Origin of the sequence: Pseudomonas sp. Xaverov 259, assembly GCF_019352915.1 — a bacterium.
GTDB lineage: Bacteria > Pseudomonadota > Gammaproteobacteria > Pseudomonadales > Pseudomonadaceae > Aquipseudomonas.
In genome coordinates this window covers 547,354-572,280 of record NZ_JAAAFV010000057.1, presented here as the reverse complement: position 1 = coordinate 572,280, position 24,927 = coordinate 547,354, and the positions used below count along the sequence as shown (strand labels likewise).

Annotated in this window: 21 protein-coding genes; 11 read left to right on the top strand and 10 right to left on the bottom strand. The window is 60.6% G+C overall.

Annotation, left to right across the window (positions count from 1 at the left end; translation table 11 throughout):
* Positions 1 to 7 precede the first annotated feature (7 nt).
* Positions 8 to 955: a choline ABC transporter substrate-binding protein gene (locus K0H48_RS25430; RefSeq protein ID WP_138813532.1), complete on the bottom strand. Its 948-nt coding sequence runs from the start codon at positions 953 to 955 to the stop codon at positions 8 to 10.
* Between the two features lie 406 nt (positions 956 to 1,361).
* On the opposite strand from K0H48_RS25430, the gene K0H48_RS25425 reads away from it, so the two are divergent.
* Positions 1,362 to 2,738 (top strand): L-serine ammonia-lyase, encoded by a 1,377-nt coding sequence (locus K0H48_RS25425; protein ID WP_219269707.1) that lies wholly within the window; start codon positions 1,362 to 1,364, stop codon positions 2,736 to 2,738.
* Positions 2,739 to 3,240: 502 nt separating this feature from the next.
* A complete protein-coding gene (locus K0H48_RS25420; RefSeq protein WP_138813534.1) occupies positions 3,241 to 4,344 on the top strand; it encodes a GlxA family transcriptional regulator in 1,104 nt (367 codons plus the stop codon).
* 95 nt (positions 4,345 to 4,439) lie between these two features.
* Here the strand turns inward: K0H48_RS25420 and K0H48_RS25415 are convergent, their stop codons facing one another.
* The 6 genes from K0H48_RS25415 to K0H48_RS25390 all read right to left on the bottom strand — a co-directional run bounded on the left by K0H48_RS25415 (position 4,440) and on the right by K0H48_RS25390 (position 9,864).
* Positions 4,440 to 4,703, bottom strand: coding sequence for a hypothetical protein (locus tag K0H48_RS25415; RefSeq protein WP_219269705.1), 264 nt, complete (start codon positions 4,701 to 4,703; stop codon positions 4,440 to 4,442).
* A gap of 379 nt (positions 4,704 to 5,082) precedes the next feature.
* Positions 5,083 to 6,243, bottom strand: a complete 1,161-nt coding sequence (locus tag K0H48_RS25410; RefSeq protein WP_219269702.1) for a gamma-butyrobetaine dioxygenase — start codon at positions 6,241 to 6,243, stop codon at positions 5,083 to 5,085.
* Positions 6,244 to 6,255: 12 nt separating this feature from the next.
* Positions 6,256 to 6,732: a thioesterase family protein gene (locus tag K0H48_RS25405; RefSeq protein ID WP_219269700.1), complete on the bottom strand. Its 477-nt coding sequence runs from the start codon at positions 6,730 to 6,732 to the stop codon at positions 6,256 to 6,258.
* Positions 6,733 to 6,849: 117 nt separating this feature from the next.
* Positions 6,850 to 7,815 (bottom strand): L-carnitine dehydrogenase, encoded by a 966-nt coding sequence (locus K0H48_RS25400; RefSeq protein WP_017476440.1) that lies wholly within the window; start codon positions 7,813 to 7,815, stop codon positions 6,850 to 6,852.
* A gap of 139 nt (positions 7,816 to 7,954) precedes the next feature.
* The gene (locus tag K0H48_RS25395; RefSeq protein ID WP_017139368.1) at positions 7,955 to 8,842 is read right to left on the bottom strand and encodes a 3-keto-5-aminohexanoate cleavage protein; all 888 of its coding nucleotides are present in this window, start codon (positions 8,840 to 8,842) and stop codon (positions 7,955 to 7,957) included.
* Positions 8,843 to 8,919: 77 nt separating this feature from the next.
* Complete coding sequence (locus K0H48_RS25390) at positions 8,920 to 9,864, bottom strand: choline ABC transporter substrate-binding protein (RefSeq protein WP_056857774.1); 945 nt, start codon at positions 9,862 to 9,864, stop codon at positions 8,920 to 8,922.
* 194 nt (positions 9,865 to 10,058) lie between these two features.
* Here K0H48_RS25390 and K0H48_RS25385 point away from each other — a divergent pair, with 194 nt between their 5' ends.
* Both K0H48_RS25385 and K0H48_RS25380 read left to right on the top strand, forming a co-directional pair.
* Complete coding sequence (locus tag K0H48_RS25385; protein ID WP_065929451.1) at positions 10,059 to 11,003, top strand: GlxA family transcriptional regulator; 945 nt, start codon at positions 10,059 to 10,061, stop codon at positions 11,001 to 11,003.
* 68 nt (positions 11,004 to 11,071) lie between these two features.
* The gene (locus K0H48_RS25380; RefSeq protein ID WP_219269697.1) at positions 11,072 to 12,262 is read left to right on the top strand and encodes an AAA family ATPase; all 1,191 of its coding nucleotides are present in this window, start codon (positions 11,072 to 11,074) and stop codon (positions 12,260 to 12,262) included.
* A gap of 113 nt (positions 12,263 to 12,375) precedes the next feature.
* On the opposite strand, the gene K0H48_RS25375 is transcribed toward K0H48_RS25380, so the two are convergent.
* A complete protein-coding gene (locus K0H48_RS25375; RefSeq protein ID WP_219269694.1) occupies positions 12,376 to 12,792 on the bottom strand; it encodes a DUF3010 family protein in 417 nt (138 codons plus the stop codon).
* A gap of 41 nt (positions 12,793 to 12,833) precedes the next feature.
* Positions 12,834 to 13,235 (bottom strand): lysozyme inhibitor LprI family protein, encoded by a 402-nt coding sequence (locus K0H48_RS25370; RefSeq protein ID WP_017139363.1) that lies wholly within the window; start codon positions 13,233 to 13,235, stop codon positions 12,834 to 12,836.
* 219 nt (positions 13,236 to 13,454) lie between these two features.
* Here K0H48_RS25370 and K0H48_RS25365 point away from each other — a divergent pair, with 219 nt between their 5' ends.
* The 6 genes from K0H48_RS25365 to K0H48_RS25340 all read left to right on the top strand — a co-directional run bounded on the left by K0H48_RS25365 (position 13,455) and on the right by K0H48_RS25340 (position 21,335).
* The gene (locus tag K0H48_RS25365; RefSeq protein WP_219269691.1) at positions 13,455 to 14,432 is read left to right on the top strand and encodes a dipeptidase; all 978 of its coding nucleotides are present in this window, start codon (positions 13,455 to 13,457) and stop codon (positions 14,430 to 14,432) included.
* 213 nt (positions 14,433 to 14,645) lie between these two features.
* Positions 14,646 to 15,176: a DUF5943 domain-containing protein gene (locus K0H48_RS25360; RefSeq protein WP_219269688.1), complete on the top strand. Its 531-nt coding sequence runs from the start codon at positions 14,646 to 14,648 to the stop codon at positions 15,174 to 15,176.
* A gap of 16 nt (positions 15,177 to 15,192) precedes the next feature.
* Entirely contained in the window at positions 15,193 to 17,253 is a 2,061-nt protein-coding gene (gene dgcA / locus K0H48_RS25355; protein WP_219269685.1) for a dimethylglycine demethylation protein DgcA, read from the top strand.
* Between the two features lie 137 nt (positions 17,254 to 17,390).
* Positions 17,391 to 19,334: a dimethylglycine demethylation protein DgcB gene (gene dgcB / locus K0H48_RS25350; RefSeq protein WP_219269682.1), complete on the top strand. Its 1,944-nt coding sequence runs from the start codon at positions 17,391 to 17,393 to the stop codon at positions 19,332 to 19,334.
* A complete protein-coding gene (locus tag K0H48_RS25345; RefSeq protein WP_219269679.1) occupies positions 19,334 to 20,554 on the top strand; it encodes an electron transfer flavoprotein subunit alpha/FixB family protein in 1,221 nt (406 codons plus the stop codon). Before dgcB ends, K0H48_RS25345 begins: the two co-directional genes overlap by 1 nt.
* A gap of 10 nt (positions 20,555 to 20,564) precedes the next feature.
* Positions 20,565 to 21,335, top strand: a complete 771-nt coding sequence (locus tag K0H48_RS25340) for an electron transfer flavoprotein subunit beta (RefSeq protein WP_219269676.1) — start codon at positions 20,565 to 20,567, stop codon at positions 21,333 to 21,335.
* Positions 21,336 to 22,080: 745 nt separating this feature from the next.
* On the opposite strand, the gene gbcA is transcribed toward K0H48_RS25340, so the two are convergent.
* Positions 22,081 to 23,376 (bottom strand): glycine-betaine demethylase subunit GbcA, encoded by a 1,296-nt coding sequence (gbcA, locus tag K0H48_RS25335; protein ID WP_138813545.1) that lies wholly within the window; start codon positions 23,374 to 23,376, stop codon positions 22,081 to 22,083.
* Positions 23,377 to 23,659: 283 nt separating this feature from the next.
* Here gbcA and gbcB point away from each other — a divergent pair, with 283 nt between their 5' ends.
* Positions 23,660 to 24,760 (top strand): glycine-betaine demethylase subunit GbcB, encoded by a 1,101-nt coding sequence (gene gbcB / locus K0H48_RS25330; RefSeq protein WP_138813546.1) that lies wholly within the window; start codon positions 23,660 to 23,662, stop codon positions 24,758 to 24,760.
* Positions 24,761 to 24,927: the final 167 nt, after the last annotated feature.

Below are 24,927 nucleotides of genomic sequence, written 5' to 3'. Positions count from 1 at the left end.
GGGTTAATTATTTGGCGAGGTAAGCTTTAACGGCGTCCAGCCCTGGTTTGCCATCAACGGTGGTCACACCGGCGAGCCAGGTGTCGAGTACTTGTGGGTTGGCTTTGAGCCAGGCCTTGGCGGCTGCGTCGGGTTTTTGTTTGTCGTCGAGGACTTTACCCATCAGGGTGCTTTCCATGTTCAGGGTGAACGACAGGTTTTTCAGCAACTGACCGACGTTGCTGCATTCCTGGGTGTAGCCCTTGCGAACGTTGGTGTAGATGGTGGCCTGGCCGTAGTTGGGGCCGAACGAATCGTCACCGCCGGTCAGGTACTTCATCTTGAAGCGGGTGTTCATCGGGTGCGGTTCCCAGCCCAGGAACACGATGGCCTGGTCGCGCTTGGTGGCGCGTTCCACTTGCGAGAGCATCCCGGCTTCGCTGGACTCCACCACTTTGAAACCTGCGGTTTTCAGGCCGAAGGCGTCTTTGTCGATGAGGGTTTGAATGGTGCGGTTGCCGTCGTTACCCGGCTCGATGCCGTAGATCTTGCCGCCCAGCTCATCCTTGAATTTTACGATATCGGCGAAGTCTTTCAGGCCCTTGTTATACAGCGCCTCGGGTACGGCCAGGGTGTACTTGGCGTTTTCCAGGTTGGCACGTACGGTTTCCACGGTGCCGGCATCACGGTACTGCTTGATGTCGTTTTCCATGGTCGGCATCCAGTTGCCGAGGAAAATGTCCATGTTCTTGCCGTCGGCCAGCGACTTGTAGGTCACCGGCACCGAGATCATCGTGGTGCGTGGCTTGTAGCCCAAGCCCTTGAGCACTTCACTGGTGGTTGCGGTGGTGACGGTGATGTCGGTCCAGCCGACATCGGAGAAATTGACGGTCTGACATTGTGCCGGTTCTGCAGCGTGCGCCAGGGCTGGCAGACTCAACATGGCGGCCAACAACAACGAGGGTGAACCTTTCATCTGGGTAGACTCCTGTGTCTTTTTTCTGGCGGCATTTGCCGCGCTTTATAAGTGTTGCGGTTGGGGCGTGCTTCAAGCTGACGGCACGGTGCCTTGCAAACGAGTCGAGACTGATCATGTACCAGTGAAAATCTGACGCCTACAGGGGGCGTCGTATCCAGTACAGGGATGGTCGTATCCAGTGTCGGTGACGTCGCTTACAGATTTTTTCAACGGCAAAACTGCTGTTTCAAGCGATCTGCACCGCTAAAAACGGCCAAAACGCCCGTTCGTGCGAGGGCGGCGCTGCTGAGCATGGTTACGTCGGTGTGAGACGCCGTGAGGGGCAACAAAAGCTTGATGATGCCGCTATTCGGGCGAGTTCAGCGTAGCAGGTCGCCCGTGCCCATCGAGGAGTTTCACGGCAATGGCTATCAGTGTTTTCGACCTGTTCAAGATCGGCATCGGGCCTTCGAGTTCTCACACCGTCGGCCCCATGCGCGCCGCAGCGTTGTTCGTTCAGCACTTGCGTGAACGTGGAATGTTGGAACAAGTACGTCGCGTCGAAGTTCAGCTCTATGGCTCGTTGTCGGCCACCGGCATCGGCCACGGTAGCGACACCGCTACCATCATGGGCTTGATGGGCGAATGGCCGGACGCAATTGACCCGTCGCAAATCGGCCTGCGTATCCACAGCCTGCGCGAGACCGACACGCTGTTGCTCGACGGGCGTTTGCCGGTGCCGTTTATCTGGGCGCGCGACATGCGCCTGCTCGACGAAAACCTGCCCTTCCACCCCAACGCCATGACCCTGGTGGTGTTTGCTGATGACGGCGAACTGCACCGCGACACCTACTATTCGGTCGGTGGCGGTTTTGTGGTGGATGAGGCCCAGGCGCAAAGCGGCGTGGCGGACATGGACCGTACCGAGCTGCCGTATGATTTTTCCAGCGCGGTGGAGCTGTTGCAGCTGTGCAAGACCCACAACCTGCGCGTTGCCGAACTGATGTTGGCCAACGAAAAAACCTGGCGCAGCGAAGAAGAAATCCGCAGCGGCCTGATGAAGCTCTGGCGCGCCATGCAGGACTGCGTGGAGCAGGGCCTCAAGCACGAAGGCATCCTGCCCGGCGGCCTGAATGTGCGTCGTCGCGCGGCCAAACTGCACCGCAGTTTGCAGGAACTGGGCAAACCGAATGTGATCGGCTCAACCTTGAGCGCCATGGAATGGGTCAACCTGTTCGCCTTGGCGGTCAATGAAGAAAACGCCGCCGGTGGGCGCATGGTCACCGCGCCCACCAATGGCGCAGCGGGGATTATTCCGGCAGTGCTGCACTACTTTATGAAGTTCAGCGAAGAGGTCACCGAAGCCAACGTGGTCGACTATTTGCTCGGGGCTGCGGCGGTCGGGATTCTGTGCAAGAAGAACGCCTCGATCTCCGGCGCCGAAGTCGGCTGCCAGGGCGAAGTCGGTTCAGCCTGTGCCATGGCTGCTGCGGGACTGGCCGAGATCCTCGGCGCCACGCCGGAGCAACTGTGCAACGCCGCCGAAATCGGCTTGGAACATAACCTCGGCCTGACCTGCGACCCGGTCGGCGGGCTGGTGCAAGTGCCGTGCATCGAACGTAATGCGATCGCGGCGGTGAAGGCGATCAACGCGGCGCAGATGGCGCTGCGCGGTGATGGCCAGCACTTTATTTCCCTGGATCGGGTCATCCGCACCATGCGCGATACCGGCGCGGATATGCATGACAAGTACAAAGAAACTTCGCGGGGTGGCTTGGCGGTGAGTGCCGTGGAGTGTTGATTCAGTAATGCCGCCATCGCAGGCAAGCCAGCTCCCACATTTGGAATGCATTCTCCTGTGGGAGCTGGCTTGCCTGCGATAGCGGTTGTGCAGCCACCACTGCTCATAAAGTGAACACCCGGATCCAAAAGCGCCACCTTTTAGCGCGTCGCAAATAGATAAGTAGCTTGCGAACAATCTCGCGCCCCACCACTCGTCACCCGTGCGTGCGGTGACAGACGTTTCCTACGCCCGCAAAGCGCCTTCCCACAAGTGCTACCGATCTGCTCACACCCCTTGAGCAGGGCCGGTCTGACGTCCATTTCGGGGCATATCCCGCACTCACCGCGCGGGCTTATATAGACGCGTCATCAGGTCGTTTTTAGGAGTTATTGGACGGCCATTCAATTTTAGGCATGGCATTTGCTCTATCTATTTAAAGCCTCACTCCTTGCCGGAGACGAGCGCAATAACAAGAGCCTCGCCTGAGGCCATCACCCGCTTTGTGTGAGGAGATACCGCGATGACGTCGTTCAACTCCGGGGCCCAACCCCAGAACCGTGCGCCTCAATCCATCGGCTTTTTGCTGCTGGACAATTTCACGCTGATTTCCCTGGCTTCGGCAGTGGAACCGCTGCGCATGGCCAACCAGCTGTCCGGCCGCGAGCTGTATCGCTGGACAACCCTGAGTGTCGACGGAAACCAGGTGTGGGCCAGCGACGGTCTGCAAATCACCCCCGATGCCTCCATGCACAAAGCCCCGGCCCTGGACACCATCATCGTCTGCGGCGGCGTGGGTATCCAGCGCACCGTCACCCGTGAACATGTATCGTGGCTGCAAGCCCAGGCGCGTCAGTCGCGCCGTCTTGGCGCGGTGTGCACCGGCAGTTGGGCCTTGGCCTGCGCCGGTTTGCTCGATGGCTTTGATTGCAGCGTGCACTGGGAATGCCTGGCCTCGATGCAGGAAGCCTTCCCGCGTGTAGCCATGAGCACACGCCTGTTCACCCTCGACCGTAACCGCTTCACCAGCTCGGGCGGCACCGCGCCGCTGGACATGATGCTGCACCTGATCAGCCGCGACCACGGCCGTGAATTGTCGGCCGCCATCTCCGAGATGTTTGTGTATGAGCGTATCCGCAATGAACAGGATCACCAGCGTGTGCCGCTCAAGCACATGCTCGGCACCAACCAGCCGAAGCTGCAGGAAATCGTCGCGCTGATGGAAGCCAACCTCGAAGAGCCGATCGACCTGGATGAGCTGGCGGTCTACGTCGCCGTGTCGCGCCGCCAGCTGGAGCGGCTGTTCCAGAAATACCTGCACTGCTCGCCTTCGCGCTACTACCTCAAATTGCGCCTGATCCGTGCGCGGCAGTTGCTCAAGCAAACGCCGATGTCGATCATCGAAGTGGCGTCGGTGTGCGGGTTTGTGTCCACGCCGCACTTCTCCAAGTGCTACCGCGAATACTTTGGCATTCCGCCACGCGATGAGCGCGTAGGTTCCAACACCACCCAGCAGGTGGCGATGATGCCGATTCCGCAGGCGCTGGTGCTGTCACCGTTGTCGGGGCCGATGTCGGCGTTGAGCCAGGCGCGTAATGAGTCGACGTTTGCCAGTGTGAGGCTCTAGACCGAGGTGGTTTCATCGCAGGCAAGCCAGCTCCCACATTTTGATTTGTGAATACTTTCAAATGTGGGAGCTGGCTTGCCTGCGATAGCGTTCTATCAGGCGCCAGAACTCTGCTTGAATTGCACCAAAGCCGGCAACAACTGCTTGTCGATCGCCTGGCGTACCGCCGGCAAGATCGTCGCACTGCCGGTGTACATCTGCTCCACCATGCACTTGAGCGCCTTGGCTCGCGCAGGGTTCAAACCGCGCACCGCACACTCGCAAGCCTGTTCGGCGCTGGCGCCGCTGGATACCTCAAAACCCAGCGAGCGCAGTTGGCTCAGCAGGTCATCCTGGTCAATCAAGTCCGCGTGCATCATGACGTTTATCCTGGTGTAGGGAGCGGGGTTGATTGGGATTCTGGTAGGCCCTCGGCCGGTCGGCAAGGGCAGAATCCACGAATGGCTCAGATGGCTATGAACAGGTCGTTTTCGGGTCATTTACCGATAGCAGTAAGAGGCACACTGAAGGCCAGGCACGCACCTTGAAGGTTTGGTCACCCTCGGGATGTCACGCTCACACCAAGTACTCTGCCCCGATCCAGTCACGGCTGGCCCGGGGCTTTTTTTTGGCTGGGGTTTGTGGTGGCTGTGCTGGCCTCATCGCGAGCAAGCCCGCTCCCACACTTGACCGAGTTTTACCATTTGAAATGGGGTCAAATGTGGGAGCGGGCTTGCTCGCGAATGCAGGCGCCTCGGTCTACCGCTGCAACACCAGAATCCTTGAGAGCAACTCATCCCGATCAATGTAACAACCCTGAAAATGCCGCGCCCCCGAAGCCGGGTCAAACGCATTGCGCGCATGCAAGGTGCGGCGGTTATCGAAGCACCACAACTCCCCCGGATTCAGACGCTTGACCAGCCGAAAACGATCCTCACGCGTCATCGCAATAAAGCGCCGATACGCCCGATACAACAACGGCATCTGCTCCACGCTGGCCTCAAATGGCCCACGCAAAAAGTTAGCCATGCGAATCTCTGCCACATCACCCAAAGCATCCAGCGCAATGATCGGTGCCAGGCGGCGATAGTCGCTGTGCCGGTCTTTATTGCGAAATTCCACCGGGATTTCACACAGCGCGCGAAACGCCTCGGGGTCTTCGCAGCGCAGCGCCTGAGCGATGGCAAACCCATCGACAAAAATACTCTCGCCACCGTCGGCATCATTCACCAGGCAATGCAGAAACTGCAGCCCCGGTTGCAACTCCCGTGTCGGCAAATCGCTGTGCAGCGGCAGGTTGAAAGCGGTGTAGGCGTTACTGTCGGCATCGGCCTTGGACTGCACGTTGAACAGCACGCCGAAGTTGCTCTCGCGAATAAATGAAATGCGCTTGGCGATCAACGCCAGAGAGCCCGGCTCGGTGGGCACGCCACGGATTTGCGTAAGGCCGCAGTCACGCACGGCCAACAGCCATCGCAGCAGGGTGTTGGGGTCTTCCATCACCGCAGAGTATTCAAAGATGGGCAGTTCGAAGTCGCTGTCCCACAGCTGTGACTTGGGTTTGCCTGCACGGCGTTCGGCGCGCGATTGATCGTCATAGGCGTGGGCGCGCAACCAGCCAGGGTCGTAATGGCTGCGATGGCCGCCGTGCCACTCCACGCTCAGAAAACCCTGATCGATACGCGCACTGACAGCGCGCAGATGCTCGTCCACATCGACAATCTCCAGCACCTGCTCGCGGGTCACGCTGTACACGCATTCGCTGCACGGGCAGTTATCGCGCAGCCACTGATGATGGAACGGGCTGACCCGCCCATCGGCCCACCGCACGCGAATCTGATCGTCCAGCACCTGCGCCTCGGCGAGGTCGCAGATCTTCGGGTAAGTACGGAAATCGGCAACAGCGGCGGCGGTTTGCATGGTGGCTCCTTATTATTTTTTGGGTGGTAATCCAATCACTCGGCCAAGCAGTGCCGGGCGCGGCAGATCGGCCTGTTCGGCACTGATGGCGATAAGTTTGTCCAGGGTGGCCTCGGTAAACGGCGCCGAATGCGGCCCGGCCAGATCGACGTGCAGCAGCATCTGCTCGTTGCCGGCCAGTTCTTTCGCATCGCCCACCAGATGCAGGCTGTGATAGAGGTGCAGACGCTTGGCATCATGGGCGATCAGTTGCGTATGCACCTCCACCTCGGCGCCGAGTTTCACTTCGTGCAGGTAGTTGAGGTGCAGCTCCAGGGTGAACAGTGAGTGGCCGCTGGCTTCGCGGCTTTCGCTGTCCAGCCCGAGGGTGTCCATCAGCGCGTCGGTGGCGTAGCTGAATATCAGCAGGTAGAACGCATCACGCAGGTGGCCGTTATAGTCGACCCAGTCGGGCTGGATTTTTGTGGTGTAAGTCGTGAGCGCAGGCATGGTGTGGATTCCGAAAATGTACTCGGTCAATTGTGGGAGCTGGCTTGCCTGCGATGGCGATGCAAGATTCACCATTGCTATCGCAGGCAAGCCAGCTCCCACAGAGATCAACAGCGGTTATTCAGCGAAAGTCATACCGTGTTTTTCCTTAGTAGTCTTCACCGCCTCAAGCACCGCCAGCAGGCAATCATCACGATAGCGCTCCAGCGCCGAAATGCTGTGTTTACCCAGCTGATCACTGGTGCCATCGACCACATCATCAATCAACTTGTCGGTCAGCTCCGGTGCAGGCAAATAGGTCCACGGCAACTGCAGCGCCGGGCCGAACTGGGCCATGAAGTGGCGCATGCCGGCATCGCCGCCCGCCAATGTGTAAGTCAGAAATGTGCCCATGAACGACCAGCGCAAACCGGCGCCAAAACGAATCGCGTCATCGATCTCGCCCGTCGTCGCCACGCCATCATTGACCAGGTGCAACGCCTCACGCCACAGCGCTTCGAGCAAACGGTCGGCGATAAAGCCTGGCACTTCCTTACGCACATGCAGCGGGCGCATGCCGAGGGATTCATACACTTTGATCGCTGCCTGAATCGCCTCCGGCGCGGTGTTTTTGCCGCCCACCACTTCTACCAGCGGCAGCAGGTAAACCGGGTTGAACGGGTGGCCGACCACGCAGCGTTCCGGGTGGGTCGAACCTTCGTAGAACTCACTCGGAAGCAAGCCCGATGTGCTGGAGCCGATCAGTGCATTCGGCTTGGCGGCTGCGCTGATCTTGCTGTGCAATTCCAGCTTCAACTCCAGGCGTTCCGGGGCGCTTTCCTGGATGAAGTCGGCGTCTTTCACGCATTCTTCAATGGTGGCGACAAAGCGCAGGCGGTCCTGGGAGGCACCCGGCGCCAGGCCTTGTTTCTCCAAGGCGCCCCAGGCGTTGGCGACACGTTTGCGCAGCGCTGCTTCAGCGCCGGGCGCCGGGTCCCAGGCGACTACATCCAGGCCGTGGGCCAGGGCGCGGGATACCCAGCCGCTGCCGATAACGCCGCTGCCGAGGGCGGCGAAGGTTTTGATTTCGGTGATAAAGCTCATGTCGACAATCCCTGAATATTCGGTGATCAAGGTGGGAGCTGGCTTGCCTGCGATAGCGGTGTGTCAGTTGGTGCATTCGGTGCAGGTGTACCGCCATCGCGGGCAAGCCCGGCTCCCACAGGGTTTTGTGGTGTCCAAATTAGCCGCGCTTGGTCAGGCCCATCTTGATTCGGCCTTCCGCCGGGGTCATGACCCGGGCGCCCAGGCGGCTGAGGATTTCACTGGCGCGTTCCACAAGCTGGCCATTGGTGGCGAGCACGCCTTTGTCCAGCCACAGGTTGTCTTCCAGGCCGACCCGCACGTTGCCGCCCAGCAGCACTGCTTGCGCCGCCATGGGCATTTGCATGCGGCCGATACCGAAACCGGCCCACACGGCGTCGGCAGGCAGGTTGTCGACCATGGCTTTCATGGTGGTGGTGTCGGCCGGTGCGCCCCACGGGATGCCCAGGCACAGCTGGAACAGCGGGTTATCGAGCAAGCCTTCCTTGATCATCTGCTTGGCAAACCACAGGTGGCCGGTGTCGAAAATTTCCAGCTCGGCCTTTACGCCCAGCTCTTGGATGCGCTTGGCGCCCGCCCGCAGCTGCGCCGGGGTGGACACGTAAATGGTGTCGCCATCGCCAAAGTTGAGCGTGCCGCAGTCCAGGGTGCAGATCTCCGGCAGCAGCTCCTCGACGTGGGCCAGGCGCGTCAGCGGGCCGACCAGGTCGGTGTTGGGGCCGAACTCCATCGGGTTCTCGCCGCCGCCGATTTCCAGGTCGCCGCCCATGCCGGCGGTGAGGTTAACGATGATGTCGATGTCGGCCTCGCGGATGCGCTCCATCACTTCGCGGTACAGCGCCACATCGCGGCTGAACTTGCCGGTTTGCGGGTCACGCACATGGCAATGCACCACGGTGGCACCGGCCTTGGCGGCTTCCACCGCAGCTGCGGCGATTTGTTTGGGAGTGACCGGCACGTGCGGGCTGCGGCTGGTCGTGTCGCCAGCACCGGTGAGTGCGCAGGTGATGATGACGTCGTGGTTCATGAGGCGGTTCCTTACAGGCGGGCGTAGTGATGCCGTTCGCAGCCAACAGCGGCTGCGATACGGTGATGCGAATCAGGTTACTTGCTGGTCAGTTGCAAGTTGGCCGCAGCCGGTTTGCCGTCGAAGGTGGTCACGCCTTCGAGCCAGCGCTGCTGGTCTTGCGGGTGGTCCTTGAGCCACTGCCTGGCAGACTCGAGGGCGTCTTTGTGATCCAGCAACGGCTGCATCATTCGGCTCTCGTCGGCGGCGGTGAAGGTCAGGTTGGTCAGCAGTTTGTGCACGTTGGGGCACTGCTCGGCGTAGGTCGGCGAAGTGACGCTCCACACCGTGGCCATGCCTTCGTTCGGGCCCAGGGCGTCGTCGCTGCCGGTGAGGTAAGTCATGGCGACGTTGACGTTCATCGGGTGCGGCGCCCAGCCGAAGAACACCACGGCCTCCTTGCGGCGCACGGCGCGGTCGACGGCGGCGAGCATCCCGGCTTCACTGGACTCCACCAACTGGAACTTGCCGAGGCCGAACTGGTTCTTGGCGATCATCGCCTTGATCTGGGTGTTGGCGCCCGAGCCTGGCTCGATGCCGTAGATCTTGCCGCCCAGTTCTTTCTCGAACTTGGCGATGTCGGCGAAAGTTTTCAGGCCTTTATCCGCCAGGTAAGTCGGCACGGCGAGGGTGGCGCGCGCATCTTCCAGGCTCGGTTTGTCGAGGACTTTGACTTGCTTGGCGTCGACAAACGGCGTGATGGTCTGGGTCATCAGCGGGTTCCAGTAGCCCAGGAACATGTCCAGGCGCTGGTCGCGGATACCGGCGAAGATGATTTGCTGGGAGGCGCTGGTTTGTTTGGTCTTGTAGCCGAGGCCGTCGAGCAACACTTGGGTCATGGCGCTGGTGGCGATTACGTCGGTCCAGTTCACCACGCCCATGCGCACGTTCTGGCAAGAAGCGGCATCCGCTGCCAGTACATTAGTGCTCAAGATGGCGCTGGCGCTGAGTGCAAGCACGCAGCGGCTGATCAGTCGGTTCATGGTGGATCCCTCGGCAGGTCGTTATTGTGGGGTCCGGCGTCTTTGTGCGCCGTGCAGCCAAGTTACGTACCTTCTGGGGCGACAAAACGCACGGCGGCGACCAGCTCTTGCACTGCAGCGACCTGTGCTCTTGAATGGCCGATTGAACTGGCGTATCACAGTGAGCACGCTGCCCGTCCCGCGAGAGCGCCACCATGTCCCAGGATTTCTACTTCTTGCTGATGCCGGGTTTCTCGGCCATCGGCTTTATCTCCGCGCTGGAACCGCTGCGCGTGGCCAACCGCTTTCGCGGCGAGCTGTACCGCTGGCACGTGCTGAGTGCCGATGGCGGCGCGGTGCTGGCGAGCAATGGCATGTCGGTGAACGCCGACGCCGCGCTGGAGCCGCTGAAAAAAGGCGCGACGCTGATGGTGGTCGCCGGCTTCGAACCCTTGAAGTTCACCACGCCCGCGCTGGAACACTGGCTGCGCCGCCTCGACCACGATGGCGTCACCCTCGGTGCCATCGACACCGGCGCCTGTGTGCTGGCTGAGGCTGGCTTGCTCGACGGCCACCGCCTCACGCTGCACTGGGAGGCCATTGACGCCTTCAAGGAATCTTATCCACAGCTCACCGTGACCCAGGAGCTGTTCGAAATCGACCGCCGCCGCATCACCTGCGCCGGCGGCACCGCCTCCATTGACCTGATGCTCGACCTGATCGCCCAGGCCCACGGCCCGGACCTGGCGATCCAGGTGTCCGAGCAATTCGTACTCGGGCGCATCCGCCCGCGCAAAGACCACCAGCGCATGCAGATCGCCACGCGCTACGGCATCAACAACAAGAAGCTGGTGCAGGTGATCGGCGAGATGGAACAACACAGCGAGCCGCCGCTGAGCACGTTGGCGTTGGCCGAGGCCATAAAGGTCACGCGGCGCCAACTGGAGCGCCTGTTCCGTCTGCACCTGAACGACACACCGAGCAACTTCTACCTCGGCCTGCGCCTGGAAAAAGCCCGGCAGCTATTGCGCCAGAGCGACATGAGCGTGCTGGAAGTGAGCATTGCGTGCGGGTTTGAGTCGCCGTCGTACTTCACCCGCAGCTACAGGGCGCGGTTTGCCAAGTGCCCGAGAGAGGATCGGCGACGGGAGGTGGTTTGACCGGCAATTATAGTCAATTATACTCACGACTATAATTTATAGTGCTTCCAATAATTGAGTATAAAACCATGTCCAAGCACAGCGGCTTTGTGTTTCGCCGCCCGACGCTGGCTCGCAGCATTGCTGATGGCTTGGTGGGCGCCGGGATTCAGGATTTCACTTCAGGCCTGTTCCTCGCAGCACCTCGACGCACCGGCAAAAGCACCTTTTTGCGCGAAGACTTGATCCCGGAGTGCCAGCTGCGGGGCTGGCTGACGGTGTATGTCGATCTCTGGGCCGACAAAGAAAAAGACCCCGCGGAGTTGATTGCCAGCGCGATTGCTGCGGCGCTGGTGCCCTATGAAAAGGGTATTCGCAAGCTGGCCAAGAACATTGGAATCGAGAAGCTAAGCTTCTTGCGTACCTTGTCCTGGGACTTCAGCAAGCCTCAATTGCCGGTGGGTGCGACGCTGACCCAAGCCTTGGAATTGCTCCACAGCGCTGCCGAAAAGCCCGTCGTACTGGTGATTGATGAAGCGCAGCACGCATTAACCACCGAGTCCGGCATCAACGCGATGTTCGCGTTGAAAGCTGCCCGAGACCAGCTCAACCAGGGCCGTGACGAGGAGGGTAGTGGCTTGCGCCTGGTGTTCACCGGCTCCAATCGCGACAAGCTCGCGCATTTGGTCCTCGGTAAAAGCCAGCCATTCTTCGGCTCCAGCATCACGCCGTTTCCCTTGCTCGGCAAAGAGTTTACCCAGGCCTACACCGTGCACCTCAACGCGCATTTGGCCAGCACCAATCAGTTCAACGCTGCGGACATCGACGAAGCCTTTGAACTGGTGGGCCGCCGCCCAGAGATGCTGCGTACCATCATCGGCGAAGTGGCGTTGGAGTTGGGCGAGGCGAGCAACCTGGGCCAGTTGCTGCACAGCCGCGCCGAACTGCTGCGTGCCGGCGTGTGGACCGAATTTGAGAGCGCGTGGAACAACCTCACCCTTCCCCAGCGTGCTGTGTTGGAGGTGATGGTGGAGCGTTCGCAGAACAACGAGCCCTTTGCGCCGTTTACCGATAGCACACTCACTGCTGTGAGTAAGGCACTGGAGGACATGGGCAGCGACGTGGTGCCCGGCACCCAGACCATTCAGGCCTGTATCGATGCCTTGCGTGACAAAGAGCTGGTGTGGAAATCGAGTCGCGGCGGGTATGCCCTGGAAGACAAATCTTTTGGTGATTGGCTGCTGCACAGAAGCCGTACACCGAACTCAAAGACACCATAACTCAACTGTGGGAGCTGGCTTGCCTGCGATAGCGGTACATCAACTTGCATATGTGGTGCTGACCCACCGCCATCGCAGGCAAGCCAGCTCCCACAGGGGATTGGTGGTGTGGCTTATTTTTTTACCAGGGCCGAGCACGCTGCCTTGTAGGCCTCGTGCTGATACTTGTTCAGCGTCGAGGGCAGCTCAAAATCGTGCTTCTTGTTCTGCGCATTGATGGTCTGCGGCGACAGCAGCGTCACCTCAACGCCGTCGAGTAACTGAAACACCCCTTCAATCTTGAACGTGGTCGGGCCGCCGGCGAATTCGCCTTTCTTGCTGCGTTTTTTGATCGCGATGCGGGTGATGGCGTTTGCCTGCACAAACGCCTTCACCTGGGCGGCGAAGGCTTTGACGTTGGCCGCTTCATCATCGTCTTCAAGCGCGATTTTTTTGGTGGCCAGCGCCACGTGGGTCAGCGCCTGGTTTTCCAGGGAGGCGACGGCGATGATGGCTTCACTGCCTTTGATTTCGATGCCGCAAATAGTCATGCAAGAGCCTTGTTTCAGAGAGGAAGTGACGGGATTGTCGCTTATTCCTGCCCAATCGACTCCAAAAACTCCGACCGCTCATCACTCATCCGCGCCAGGCAGTCATTCTGTTGAATCGCGTAGTCCTTGCTGCCATTCACCGCCGGGAAGGTGTCCACCGCGCAATCGGCATCACGCAGTTTCTCCCATTTTTGCTGGGCGTCCTTCAGACGAGCGGTAATGTCGGCCAGTTGCGACTTGTTGCTGCCATAGGTCGAACCCATGCGTTCCAGCAAGCCCTGGTAGTTATCCTTGAGCAATTGCTCGGCGGTGGTTTTGTTATAGGTGGCGCATTCCAGGGTTTGTTTGTCGTTTTCGATGCCATCGCAAGGCGTGCTGTCGGTGTCTTCGGCCGCGTGGACGCCGGTTGCGATGAGTGCCAAAGCCAGGAAAATCGATTTCATTGCGCCGTCTCATATCAGGTAATGAGCAAATTCTGGCTCAAGCGTGGGACAAAGAACAGCCACTCGTCAGAGATGTCATGTAGGCCTTTGTCGTTGATTGACGCTTTCGGCAATTCCCCTGTCGTTTTTGCACCCGGCTCTGTCGGCCCCTGAGCATATGCTGGCCCCAAAGCGCCGGCAGACGATTCGGCGCATGAATCGCCAATAAGGGGACGCCTGATGAGCCCAGCCGAGTTGCACGCCGACAGCATCGTTATCGACGGTCTGATTATTGCCAAGTGGAACCGCGACCTGTTCGAAGACATGCGCAAAGGTGGCCTCACCGCCGCCAACTGCACGGTGTCGGTATGGGAAGGCTTCCAGGCCACGATCAACAACATCGTTGCCAGCCAGACCCTGATCCGTGAGAACAGCGACCTGGTGATCCCAGTGAAAACCACCGCCGACATTCGCCGTGCAAAAGAGCAGGGCAAAACCGGCATCATCTTCGGCTTCCAGAACGCCCATGCGTTTGAAGACCAGTTGGGCTACGTCGAGATCTTCAAGCAGCTCGGCGTGGGCGTGGTGCAGATGTGCTACAACACCCAGAACCTGGTGGGCACCGGTTGCTACGAGCGCGATGGCGGCCTTTCGGGCTTTGGCCGTGAGGTCGTCGGTGAAATGAACCGCGTCGGCATCATGTGCGACCTGTCCCACGTCGGTTCCAAGACCAGCGAAGAAGTCATCCTCGAATCGAAAAAACCGGTGTGCTACTCCCACTGCCTGCCGTCGGGCCTTAAAGAGCACCCGCGCAACAAGTCCGATGAAGAACTCAAGTTCATCGCCGACCATGGCGGTTTTGTCGGCGTGACCATGTTCGCGCCATTCCTGGCCAAGGGCATCGATTCGACCATCGATGACTACGCCGAAGCCATCGAATACACCATGAACATCGTCGGCGAAGACGCCATCGGCATCGGCACCGACTTCACCCAGGGCCATGGCCAGGATTTCTTCGAAATGCTGACCCATGACAAGGGTTACGCCCGCCGCCTGACCAGCTTCGGCAAGATCATCAACCCGCTGGGTATCCGCACCGTAGGCGAGTTCCCCAACCTCACCGAGACCCTGCTCAAACGCGGCCACAGCGAGCGCGTGGTGCGCAAGATCATGGGCGAGAACTGGGTCAGTGTCCTGAAAGACGTCTGGGGCGAATGAATAACTCTGGAGCCTACTCCGCTCGCCGATAGCTGCGTCAGGTCCTCGCGCCAAGCTCGCCGTACGTACCGTACTGTCTCGCTTGTCGCTCCGGTCCTTCCTTGCTCTCGACGTGCTCGCTACGGCTCCAAAGTCATTCACACGGCTTGTTTATAAGAGCAAAGCAAAAGCTTTGCTAAGCACTGAAACCGAATTTTCTGGAGTTAAGTTTCCATGGCCAAAATCGCCCCGCAATTGCCTATCGAAGTCGACAGCGAAACCGGTGTCTGGACCTCCGACGCCCTGCCGATGCTGTATGTGCCACGGCATTTCTTCGTCAACAACCACATGGGCATCGAAGAAGTGCTGGGCAGCGATGCCTACGCCGAGATCCTCTACAAGGCCGGCTACAAATCTGCCTGGCACTGGTGTGAAAAAGAAGCTGAGTGCCACGGCCTGGAAGGCGTTGCGGTATTCGAGCACTACATGAAGCGCCTGTCGCAACGCGGCTGGGGCCTGTTCAAGATCCAGGACATCGACCTCGACAAAGGCACCGCCAGCGTCAAGCTCGAGCACTCGGCGTTTGTCTACGTGTACGGCAAGGTCGGGCGCAAAGTGGACTACATGTTCACCGGCTGGTTTGCCGGTGCCATGGACCAGATTCTGCAAGCGCGCGGCAGCCAGATTCGCACTGTCGCCGAGCAAGTCTACGGAGGCTCCGAAGAGGGCCACGACGACGGCCTGTTCACCGTCAAGCCGTTGTAAGTCGAGGAACCGTGCCATGGCTTTCGAAGCAATGTTTGCGCCGATCCAGATCGGCAAACTCACCATCCGCAACCGCGTGCTCAGTACCGCCCACGCCGAGGTGTATGCCACCGACGGCGGCATGACCACCGATCGCTATGTGAAGTACTACGAAGAGAAAGCCAAGGGCGGTATCGGCCTGGCGATCTGTGGCGGCTCCTCGGTGGTGGCCATCGACAGCCCGCAGGAATGGTGGAGCTCGGTGAACCTGTCCACTGACCGCATCATCCCGCACTTTCAGAACCTGGCCGACGCCATGCACAAGCATGGCGCAAAGATCATGATCCAGATTACCCACATGGGCCGTCGCTCGCGTTGGGACGGCTTTAACTGGCCAACCCTGATGTCGCCGTCCGGCGTGCGTGAGCCGGTGCACCGCGCCACTTGCAAGACCATCGAGCCGGAAGAGATCTGGCGCGTGATCGGTAACTACGCCAGCGCCGCCAAACGCGCCAAGGCCGGTGGCCTGGACGGTGTGGAACTGTCCGCCGTGCACCAGCACATGATCGACCAGTTCTGGAGCCCACGGGTCAACAAGCGTACCGACGAATGGGGCGGCACCTTCGAGGGCCGCATGAAGTTCGGCCTGGAAGTGCTCAAAGCCGTGCGCGCCGAGGTCGGTGACGACTTCTGCGTGGGCATGCGCCTGTGTGGTGACGAGTTCCACCCGGACGGCCTGTCCCACGAGGACATGAAGCAGATCGCCAAGTATTACGACGACACCGGCATGCTCGATTTTATAGGCGTGGTGGGCTCGGGTTGCGACACCCACAACACCCTGGCCAACGTGATCCCCAACATGAGCTACCCGCCGGAGCCATTCCTGCACCTGGCGGCCGGTATCAAGGAAGTGGTCAAGGTGCCGGTGCTGCACGCGCAGAACATCAAGGACCCGAACCAGGCCACGCGGATTCTGGAAGGCGGCTATGTGGACATGGTCGGCATGACCCGTGCGCACATCGCCGACCCGCACCTGATCGCCAAGATCAAGATGGGCCAGATCGACCAGATCAAACAATGTGTTGGCGCCAACTATTGCATCGACCGCCAGTACCAAGGGCTGGACGTGCTGTGCATCCAGAACGCCGCGACCTCCCGTGAGTACATGGGCGTGCCGCACATCATCGAGAAGTCCACCGGGGTCAAACGCAAGGTCGTGGTGGTGGGGGCCGGCCCGGCCGGGATGGAAGCTGCGCGCGTAGCGGCCGAACGTGGCCACGACGTGACCTTGTTCGAGAAGAAAGAATTTATTGGCGGGCAGATCACTACAGCCTCCAAAGCTCCGCAGCGTGACCAGATCGCCGGCATCACGCGCTGGTTCCAGCTGGAGTTGGCGCGCTTGAAAGTCGACCTGCGCCTGGGCGTCGCCGCTGATGCCGAGACCATCCTCGACCTGCGCCCGGATGTGGTGGTGCTGGCAGTGGGCGGCCATCCGAATATCGAGCAGAACGAACATTGGGGCGCCGCTGAAGGCCTGGTGGTCAGCAGCTGGGACGTGCTCGACGGCAAAGTGGCGCCGGGCAAGAACGTGCTGGTGTACGACACCATCTGCGAGTTCACCGGCATGTCGGTGGCCGACTTCCTGGCCGACAAAGGCAGCCAGGTGGAAATCGTCACCGACGACATCAAGCCTGGCGTGGCGATTGGCGGTACGTCGTTCCCGACTTACTACCGCAGCATGTACCCCAAAGAAGTGATCATGACCGGCGACATGATGCTGGAAAAGGTCTACCGCGAGGGCGACAAGCTGGTGGCGGTGCTGGAGAACGAATACACCGGCGCCAAGGAAGAGCGTGTGGTTGACCAGGTGGTGGTCGAGAACGGCGTGCGCCCGGACGAGGCCATTTATTACGGGCTCAAGGAAGGTTCGCGCAACAAGGGCCAGATCGATGTTGAAGCCTTGTTCGCGATCAAGCCGCAGCCGTGCTTGAGCGAGGCGGGTGACGGGTACTTGCTGTTCCGCATTGGTGACTGTGTGGCGCAGCGTAATACCCACGCCGCGATCTATGACGCCCTGCGCTTGTGCAAGGATTTCTGACGCACCTGATCGTTCCCACGCTCTGCGTGGGAATGCTGCCCTGGACGCTCCGCGTCCGCTCTTAAGGTCGTGACGCAGAGCGTCACAGGATGCATCCCCACGCAGAGCGTGGGGACGATCATTGTGGGAGCTTCACCATGTTGAACACCCTTCTTCCCATCCTGCTCTTCGCTGCCCTGGGCCTCGCCGCCCTCGGCGCCTTGCGCCGGGTGAACATGTGGCGCCGTGGGCGTGCTTCCAAGGTTGACTTGCTGGGCGGCCTGCTGGCCATGCCCAAGCGCTACATGGTCGACCTGCACCACGTGGTGGCCCGCGATAAATACATCGCCAACACCCACGTCGCCACCGCCCTGGGCTTTGTGCTGTCGACGTTGCTGGCCATTTTGGTGCATGGTTTTGGCCTGCATAACCGTATCCTCGGCTATGCGTTGCTGCTGGCCTCGGTGCTGATGTTTGTCGGCGCCACCTTCGTGTATCTGCGTCGGCGTAACCCGCCATCACGCCTGTCGAAAGGCCCGTGGATGCGCCTGCCGAAAAGCCTCATGGCGTTCTCGGTGAGCTTCTTCCTGGTGACCTTGCCGGTGGCCGGGATTCTGCCCGCCGACTTCGGCGGCTGGCTGCTCGCGGCACTGTTGAGCGTGGGCGTGCTGTGGGGCGTGAGCGAAATGTTCTTCGGCATGACCTGGGGCGGGCCGATGAAGCACGCTTTCGCCGGTGCCTTGCACCTGGCCTGGCACCGCCGCGCCGAGCGTTTTGGTGGCGGCCGTTCTACCGGCTTGAAGCCGCTCGACCTCAGCGACAAATCCGCGCCACTGGGCGTGGAAAAACCCAAGGATTTCACCTGGAACCAACTGCTTGGTTTCGACGCCTGCGTGCAGTGCGGCAAGTGCGAAGCCGCGTGCCCGGCGTTCGCTGCCGGCCAGCCGCTGAACCCGAAAAAACTCATCCAGGACATGGTCGTCGGCCTGGCCGGTGGCACCGATGCCAAGTTCGCCGGCAGCCCGTACCCTGGCAAGGCCATCGGCGAGCACGGCGGCAACCCGCACCAGCCGATCGTCAACGGCCTGGTCGACGCTGAAACCCTGTGGTCGTGCACCACCTGCCGCGCCTGCGTGGAAGAGTGCCCGATGATGATCGAGCACGTCGACGCCATCGTCGATATGCGCCGCCACCTCACCCTGGAAAAAGGCGCCACGCCGAACAAGGGCGCCGAAGTCCTGGAAAACCTGATCGCCACCGACAACCCCGGCGGCTTCGCACCGGGTGGTCGTCTTAACTGGGCGGCGGACCTGAACCTGCCGTTGCTCAGCGAAAAAGGCAGCGCCGACGTGCTGTTCTGGGTTGGCGACGGTGCTTTCGACATGCGTAACCAACGCACCCTGCGCGCGTTCGTCAAAGTGCTCAAAGCGGCCAGGGTCGACTTTGCCGTGCTCGGCCTGGAAGAACGCGACAGCGGCGACGTGGCACGGCGCCTGGGTGATGAGGCCACGTTCCAACTGCTGGCCACACGCAATATCCAGACCCTGGCCAAGTACAGCTTCAAGCGCATCGTCACCTGCGACCCGCACAGCTTTCACGTGCTGAAAAACGAATACGGCGCCTTCAACGGTAACTATGTTGTGCAGCACCACAGCACCTTCATGGCCGAACTGATCGGCGAGGGCGCGCTGAACCTGGGCCAGCACAAGGGCAGCAGCGTGACCTATCACGACCCCTGTTACCTGGGCCGCTACAACGGCGAATACGAGGCGCCGCGCCAAGTGCTGCGGGCATTGGGCATCGAGGTCAAGGAAATGCAACGCTCGGGCTTCCGTTCACGCTGCTGCGGCGGCGGTGGCGGTGCGCCGATCACCGATATTCCCGGCAAGCAGCGGATCCCGGATATGCGCATGGACGACATCCGCGAAACCGGTGCCGAGCTGGTGGCCGTGGGTTGCCCGCAGTGCACGGCGATGCTTGAGGGCGTGGTCGAGCCACGGCCACTGATCAAGGACATCGCCGAACTGGTGGCCGACGCGTTGCTTGAAGACGCCGCACCTGCCAAGGCTCCCAATAAGCGTGAACCTGCGGAGGTGCACTGATGAGCGACATTATCCGCCGCGACCCACGGGCCGAATGGATCGCCCGTAACCGCCTGCACCCGCTGCACGCGGCCATGCAGCCGGTGCAGCACAGCTGGATGGGGCCGAACGGCGTTATCCGCAAAAACGTGCATGGCGTGGGGTTTATCGGCCCCAACGGCATCAAACGCATCGACCGCAGCGGCGCCCAGCAGGGCGGCGCGGCCAAGCGCACGGCGGCGGTGCAAGTACAGTTGCCGTTGCACCAGGTGCCAACGCCGGCGTTCTACATCAACGTGGTACCGGACATGGTCGGCGGCCGCCTGAGCAGCCATGACCGCGACTTGCTCGGCCTGGCCCGGCAACTGGCCGGCAGCGACGGCGCGGTACTGGCCGTGGTGTTTGGCGAACACAAAGAAAGTGCTTTTGCCACGGCGGGCGTCGATCGCCTGCTGGTGTTGGAAGGCCACGAGTTCGAGGGTTATTCACCGGAGCAACGCGTCCAGGGCTTGCGGGCTGTGGATAACCAGTTCAACCCACGCCATTGGTTGCTGCCTGACAGCCGCAGTGGCGGCGGAGAATTGGGCCGGCGTTTTGCCGCGAGCCTCAAAGAGCGCCCAGCCACACGCGTCTGGCAGATCAAGGGCGAAGAGTGCATCGGCCGCGCCGGTGCTGGCCAGCAGGATCTGGCCCGGCCACTGCCGCGCCTGATTCTGGCAGCGGTGGAATGCGCCGAGCCCGTCAGCGAAACCCGTCACGAAGCCTTGCCCGTGGAGTTATCCACAGCCCTGGCGCGCAGCCTGCCGCGCATCGAGGATCTCGGCGCAGTGGCGGTGGACCCTGGGGCGATTCCGATGGCCGAGGCGGAGTTTATTTTCTCTGGTGGCAATGGCGTAAAAGATTGGGCGTTGTTCCACCAGACCGCCGCTGCCCTGGGCGCCACCGAAGGCGCGTCACGGGTGGCAGTGGACGATGGTTTTATGGCCCGTGATCGCCAGGTCGGCGCCAGCGGCACCTGGGTCACGGCGCGGGTTTATGTGGCTGTGGGTATTTCCGGGGCGATCCAGCACCTGCAAGGCATTGGTGCCTGCGACAAGGTGGTGGCGATCAACCTCGACCCTGGCTGCGACATGATCAAGCGTGCCGACCTGTCGGTGATCGGCGAAAGCGCCGCGATTCTGCAAGCCTTGATCGAGGCGGTGCAGGTGTACCGCAACGGCGCCAAGCGCGATGCGGCTTAAGGACATGACTATGACCACTAATGTAATCAGCTTGGTGTCCATCGGCGCCCACCCGACCTCCGGCCGCCCACGCCGCGCCGAGCAAGATGCCCGCGCTGTCGAACTGGGCCTGCAGCTGGCTGGGGATAGTTTGCAGGTGCTGCATGCCGGTGACGTTAACGAGCCGACGTTGCGCAGCTACCTGGGCATGGGCCTGCCGCAGTTGCAGGTGCTGGAACAACCGGCGGGCAGCGACGCTTTGCCGGTGCTCAGTGATTACCTGCGCGAGGCCGGGGCCCAGGTGGTGCTCACCGGCAGCCAGGCGGAAACCGGCGAAGGCTCGGGCATGTTGCCGTTTCTGTTGGCCGAGCAATTGGGTTGGCCGTTGATCGTCGGGCTGGCGCAAGTGGAGTCTATCGACGGCGGCATTGCCCATGTGCTGCAAGCGTTGCCGCGCGGGCAGCGGCGGCGCCTGAAGGTGCGCCTGCCGTTTCTGGCAACTGTGGATAACGCCGCGCCCAAACCACGGCAAAGCGCCTATGGCCCGGCGCAGCGCGGTGAGCTGGCGGCCCATGAGGTTGAGGTTGAACACGATGAGTTACTCACAGGTGCGGTGCTGCAACCGGCCAAGCCCCGGCCCAAGCGCCTCAAGGTGATCAAGGCCAAGAGCGGCGCCGATCGGATGAAGGCGGCGACTGCCAAGGCCAGCGGCGGCGGTGGGCAGGTGCTCAAGGGGCTTAGCCCTGAAGCGGGCGCTGAAGCGATTCTGAAGCTACTCATCGAAGAAGGCGTGGTGCGCTAAAGGATTACCCACAATCCCTGTTGATCCGCCTGTGGATAACCTGTTCGCGGTTGTCCACACCCCCGGCTAATCAAGCCCTGCAGCCCTCTGTACGAAAAACAACCAGGCTAACTGACGGTTTTTGCTTGGGTTTTTTCCTGGGCAAGTTTGAAACCATGTACAAACTTGCCCCCAAAGTCTGTTGGCGCTTCTGTGGATAAGATGTTCGCTCTCGGCTGGAAGCCTTGTAAATAAAGGCTTTCAGTGACTTGATCAAAATACGATCAATTTGCCTGATTGGCTCGCTGAAATCCCTGAATGCCCCGATTTATGAAGGTTTGAGGTGGTTTTCCACAAGGCTGGCGAAGTTGCCCCCAAAGTCTGTTGGTGCTTCTGTGGATAAGGTGTTCGCCTACTGCTGTAGACCACGTATTCAGGGGGTTTCAAGAGATTGTTCAATAAGTGATCAGATGTGGCTAAAACCGCAAGACTTGAATAAGTCACGGATTTTCTTCAGTTAATTTCGAGGGTTGAGCACACTTGCCCACAATTGCTGTGGGTGGCTTTGTGGATAAGTTGTTGGGCGAAGGCTGAAGGGTAGGGTGGCAAAGGGCTGTAAGGGAGCTGATCGATTTTTGAACAGTAACCCATGTACATGTGGGAGCTGGCTTGCCTGCGATAGCGGTGTATCAGTCAATTCATTCATGGCTGAACCACCGCATTCGCGAGCAAGCCCGCTCCCACAGTTTGATCTTGGGTGTGTCAGTTACTCGTGCGCTGCCACACCCTTGAGGTAAGGCGCAGGCGCCGCGCCCAGGTTGTTCAGCAGCCGCTCACTGTACCAATCGACAAAGTTCACCACACCAAACTCATAGGTCTTGGAGTACGGGCCTGGCTGGTACGCGGTGGAGTTGATCCCGCGCTGGTTCTCTTCGGCCAGGCGGCGGTCCTGGTCATTGGTGGCGTCCCAGACCTGGCGCATGCGGTCCACGTCGTAGTCCACACCTTCCACGGCGTCCTTGTGCACGATCCATTTGGTGGTGACCATGGTTTCCTGGGCGCTGATCGGCCACACGGTGAACACGATGATGTGGTCGCCCATGCAGTGGTTCCACGAATGCGGCAGGTGCAGGATGCGCATCGAGCCCAGGTCCGGGTTCTTGATGCGGCCCATGAGCTTGGCGCAGCCTTGCTTGCCGTCCAGGGTCATCGACACGGTGCCTTTGAGCAACGGCATGCGTACGATGCGGTTGCGCAGGCCGAAGCTGGCGTGGGCGTAAGGGATCTTTTCGGCGTCCCACGCAGCGGCGGAGGCGGCAACGTGGTCCTTGAAGGCCTGGTCGGCACGCGGGTCGGTGACGTCGTCCCATTCCAGCAGGGTTTTCAGCAGTTCCGGGTGCGATGCGTTGCAGTGGTAGCACTCGCGGTTGTTTTCCAGCACCAGCTTCCAGTTGGCCTTTTCGAACAAGGTGGTTTGAATCGCCACCTTGGTGTTCTCCATGTCGTAGGGTTCCATGTAGTGGTTCAACGTCGACAGGAAATCATCAATGGCCGGCGGGTTTTCGGCCAGGCTGATGAAGATGTAGCCGCCAGCCGTCTTCACGTTTACAGGCTTCAAGCCGTACTGCTTCATGTCGAAGTCGGCGCCCATTTCGGTGCCGGCGAACAGCAGGCGGCCGTCCAGCTCGTAGGTCCACTGGTGGTAGTGGCAGACGAGCTTGGCGACCTTGCCCTTGTCGCTGGTGCACAAGCGCGAACCCCGGTGGCGGCACACGTTGTGGAAGGCATGTACCACGCCGTCGGCGCCACGGATCACGATGATCGGGTTCTTGCCGATTTGCAGGGTGATGTAGTTGCCCTTGGCAGGAATCTCGCAGGTCATGCCGGCGATCAACCACTCTTTCTGGAAGATCTCCTGCATGTCGATATCAAACAACCGCTCATCAGAGTAGAACGGCTGCGGCAGCGAAAAAGTGCGCTCGCGCTCTTGCAGCATTTGCGCGGTGGCCTTGCGTGCGGGTTCCAGCGGATCGCCCAAGCTTAAGGTTGCGGTGACGTCCATCGTGTGTGTCCTCATGGCCATTCTGTGTGGCCGGCGAAAGTGGCTAATCAGGTTTTGCAGCAAGGCGTAAAGAAAGCGTCGTTGTTGGGAGCGAGTGTGGGGCCGCCGAACACCAGAACCTTGTCCATTAACGACATGGCCCACTCTGATCCCGACGCGCAAGCCCCGTGGTATGGGGGCTGGTCGCGATAAGTATGTGAATGTCGCAGATAGGTAAATGGGCGGTTGCGGCGTTACGCAGAATCGCCACCATAAAGCCGAGCATCGGCAGTGGAGAGCAAGCATGTCCAACAATTTCCTGAACCCGGTAACCACCCAGACCTGGGCCAATGGTCGGCACATCGTCCGTTGCGTCAAAGTCATCCAGGAAACCTGGGACGTGCGCACCTTTTGCTTCATGGCCGACCAGCCGATTCTGTTCTTTTTCAAGCCGGGGCAGTTCGTCACCCTGGAGCTGGAGATCGAAGGCCAGCCGATCATGCGCTCCTACACCATTTCCAGTTCGCCGTCGGTGCCGTACAGCTTCTCGGTGACCATCAAGCGCGTGCCGGGCGGGCGGGTTTCCAACTGGCTGCACGACACCCTGCATGAAGGCCAGGAGTTGGCGGTGCACGGGCCGGTCGGGTTGTTCAATGCCATCGACTTCCCAAGCCCCAAAGTGCTGTACCTCAGTGGCGGTGTCGGCATCACGCCGGTGATGTCCATGGCGCGCTGGTTCTACGACACCAACGCGAATGTCGACATGACGTTTATCCACAGCGCCCGCTCGCCCAAAGACATCATTTACCACCGCGAGCTGGAGCACATGGCGTCGCGGATCGATAACTTCAGCCTGCACCTGATCTGCGAAAAACACGGGCTGGGCGAGCCTTGGGCGGGTTATCGCGGTTACTTGAACCACAAGATGCTGGAATTGATGGTGCCGGACTTTCTTGAGCGGGAAGTGTTCTGCTGCGGCCCTACGCCGTACATGAGCGCGGTGAAACGCCTGCTGGAGGCTGCCGGCTTTGACATGACGCGCTATCACGAGGAATCCTTCGGCGCCACGCCGCCGGAGGCCCGTGCCGATGCGGTGGAACAGGCCGAGCAAGCGGCTGATGCACCAGAGGTCGACCTGGCGGACCTGCACCAAGTGGAATTTATCGCCTCCGGCAAAAGCATTCGTGTGGCACCGGGCGAAACCGTGCACGCGGCTGCGGCCAAGCTTGGCCTGCTGATACCCAAAGCCTGCGGCATGGGCATTTGTGGAACCTGCAAGGTGATGAAGCTGGGTGGGGAGGTCGAGATGGACCACAACGGCGGGATCACCGAGGAAGACGAAGCCGAAGGCTACATTCTGTCGTGCTGCAGCGTGCCGAAGGGCGACGTGCGCATCGAGTTCTAAACGATCGTTCCCACGCTCCGCGTGGGAATGCAGCCCATGACGCTCCGCGTCACAAAGTGCCCGGTATTCAAGCCATGCCCACAGGGCGGGACGCGGAGCGCCTCAGGAGGCATTCCCACGCAGAGCGTGGGAACGAGCGAGTTGAGTGAGCCACCGATCTGATCGTT

What these genes read in the sequence shown, in the direction of transcription:
- K0H48_RS25430 (WP_138813532.1), bottom strand. Translation starts at nt 955, where the DNA reads ATGAAAGGTTCACCCTCGTTGTTGTTGGCCGCCATGTTGAGTCTGCCA.
- K0H48_RS25425 (WP_219269707.1), top strand. Translation starts at nt 1,362, where the DNA reads ATGGCTATCAGTGTTTTCGACCTGTTCAAGATCGGCATCGGGCCTTCG.
- K0H48_RS25420 (WP_138813534.1), top strand. Translation starts at nt 3,241, where the DNA reads ATGACGTCGTTCAACTCCGGGGCCCAACCCCAGAACCGTGCGCCTCAA.
- K0H48_RS25415 (WP_219269705.1), bottom strand. Translation starts at nt 4,703, where the DNA reads ATGATGCACGCGGACTTGATTGACCAGGATGACCTGCTGAGCCAACTG.
- K0H48_RS25410 (WP_219269702.1), bottom strand. Translation starts at nt 6,243, where the DNA reads ATGCAAACCGCCGCCGCTGTTGCCGATTTCCGTACTTACCCGAAGATC.
- K0H48_RS25405 (WP_219269700.1), bottom strand. Translation starts at nt 6,732, where the DNA reads ATGCCTGCGCTCACGACTTACACCACAAAAATCCAGCCCGACTGGGTC.
- K0H48_RS25400 (WP_017476440.1), bottom strand. Translation starts at nt 7,815, where the DNA reads ATGAGCTTTATCACCGAAATCAAAACCTTCGCCGCCCTCGGCAGCGGC.
- K0H48_RS25395 (WP_017139368.1), bottom strand. Translation starts at nt 8,842, where the DNA reads ATGAACCACGACGTCATCATCACCTGCGCACTCACCGGTGCTGGCGAC.
- K0H48_RS25390 (WP_056857774.1), bottom strand. Translation starts at nt 9,864, where the DNA reads ATGAACCGACTGATCAGCCGCTGCGTGCTTGCACTCAGCGCCAGCGCC.
- K0H48_RS25385 (WP_065929451.1), top strand. Translation starts at nt 10,059, where the DNA reads ATGTCCCAGGATTTCTACTTCTTGCTGATGCCGGGTTTCTCGGCCATC.
- K0H48_RS25380 (WP_219269697.1), top strand. Translation starts at nt 11,072, where the DNA reads ATGTCCAAGCACAGCGGCTTTGTGTTTCGCCGCCCGACGCTGGCTCGC.
- K0H48_RS25375 (WP_219269694.1), bottom strand. Translation starts at nt 12,792, where the DNA reads ATGACTATTTGCGGCATCGAAATCAAAGGCAGTGAAGCCATCATCGCC.
- K0H48_RS25370 (WP_017139363.1), bottom strand. Translation starts at nt 13,235, where the DNA reads ATGAAATCGATTTTCCTGGCTTTGGCACTCATCGCAACCGGCGTCCAC.
- K0H48_RS25365 (WP_219269691.1), top strand. Translation starts at nt 13,455, where the DNA reads ATGAGCCCAGCCGAGTTGCACGCCGACAGCATCGTTATCGACGGTCTG.
- K0H48_RS25360 (WP_219269688.1), top strand. Translation starts at nt 14,646, where the DNA reads ATGGCCAAAATCGCCCCGCAATTGCCTATCGAAGTCGACAGCGAAACC.
- dgcA (WP_219269685.1), top strand. Translation starts at nt 15,193, where the DNA reads ATGGCTTTCGAAGCAATGTTTGCGCCGATCCAGATCGGCAAACTCACC.
- dgcB (WP_219269682.1), top strand. Translation starts at nt 17,391, where the DNA reads ATGTTGAACACCCTTCTTCCCATCCTGCTCTTCGCTGCCCTGGGCCTC.
- K0H48_RS25345 (WP_219269679.1), top strand. Translation starts at nt 19,334, where the DNA reads ATGAGCGACATTATCCGCCGCGACCCACGGGCCGAATGGATCGCCCGT.
- K0H48_RS25340 (WP_219269676.1), top strand. Translation starts at nt 20,565, where the DNA reads ATGACCACTAATGTAATCAGCTTGGTGTCCATCGGCGCCCACCCGACC.
- gbcA (WP_138813545.1), bottom strand. Translation starts at nt 23,376, where the DNA reads ATGGACGTCACCGCAACCTTAAGCTTGGGCGATCCGCTGGAACCCGCA.
- gbcB (WP_138813546.1), top strand. Translation starts at nt 23,660, where the DNA reads ATGTCCAACAATTTCCTGAACCCGGTAACCACCCAGACCTGGGCCAAT.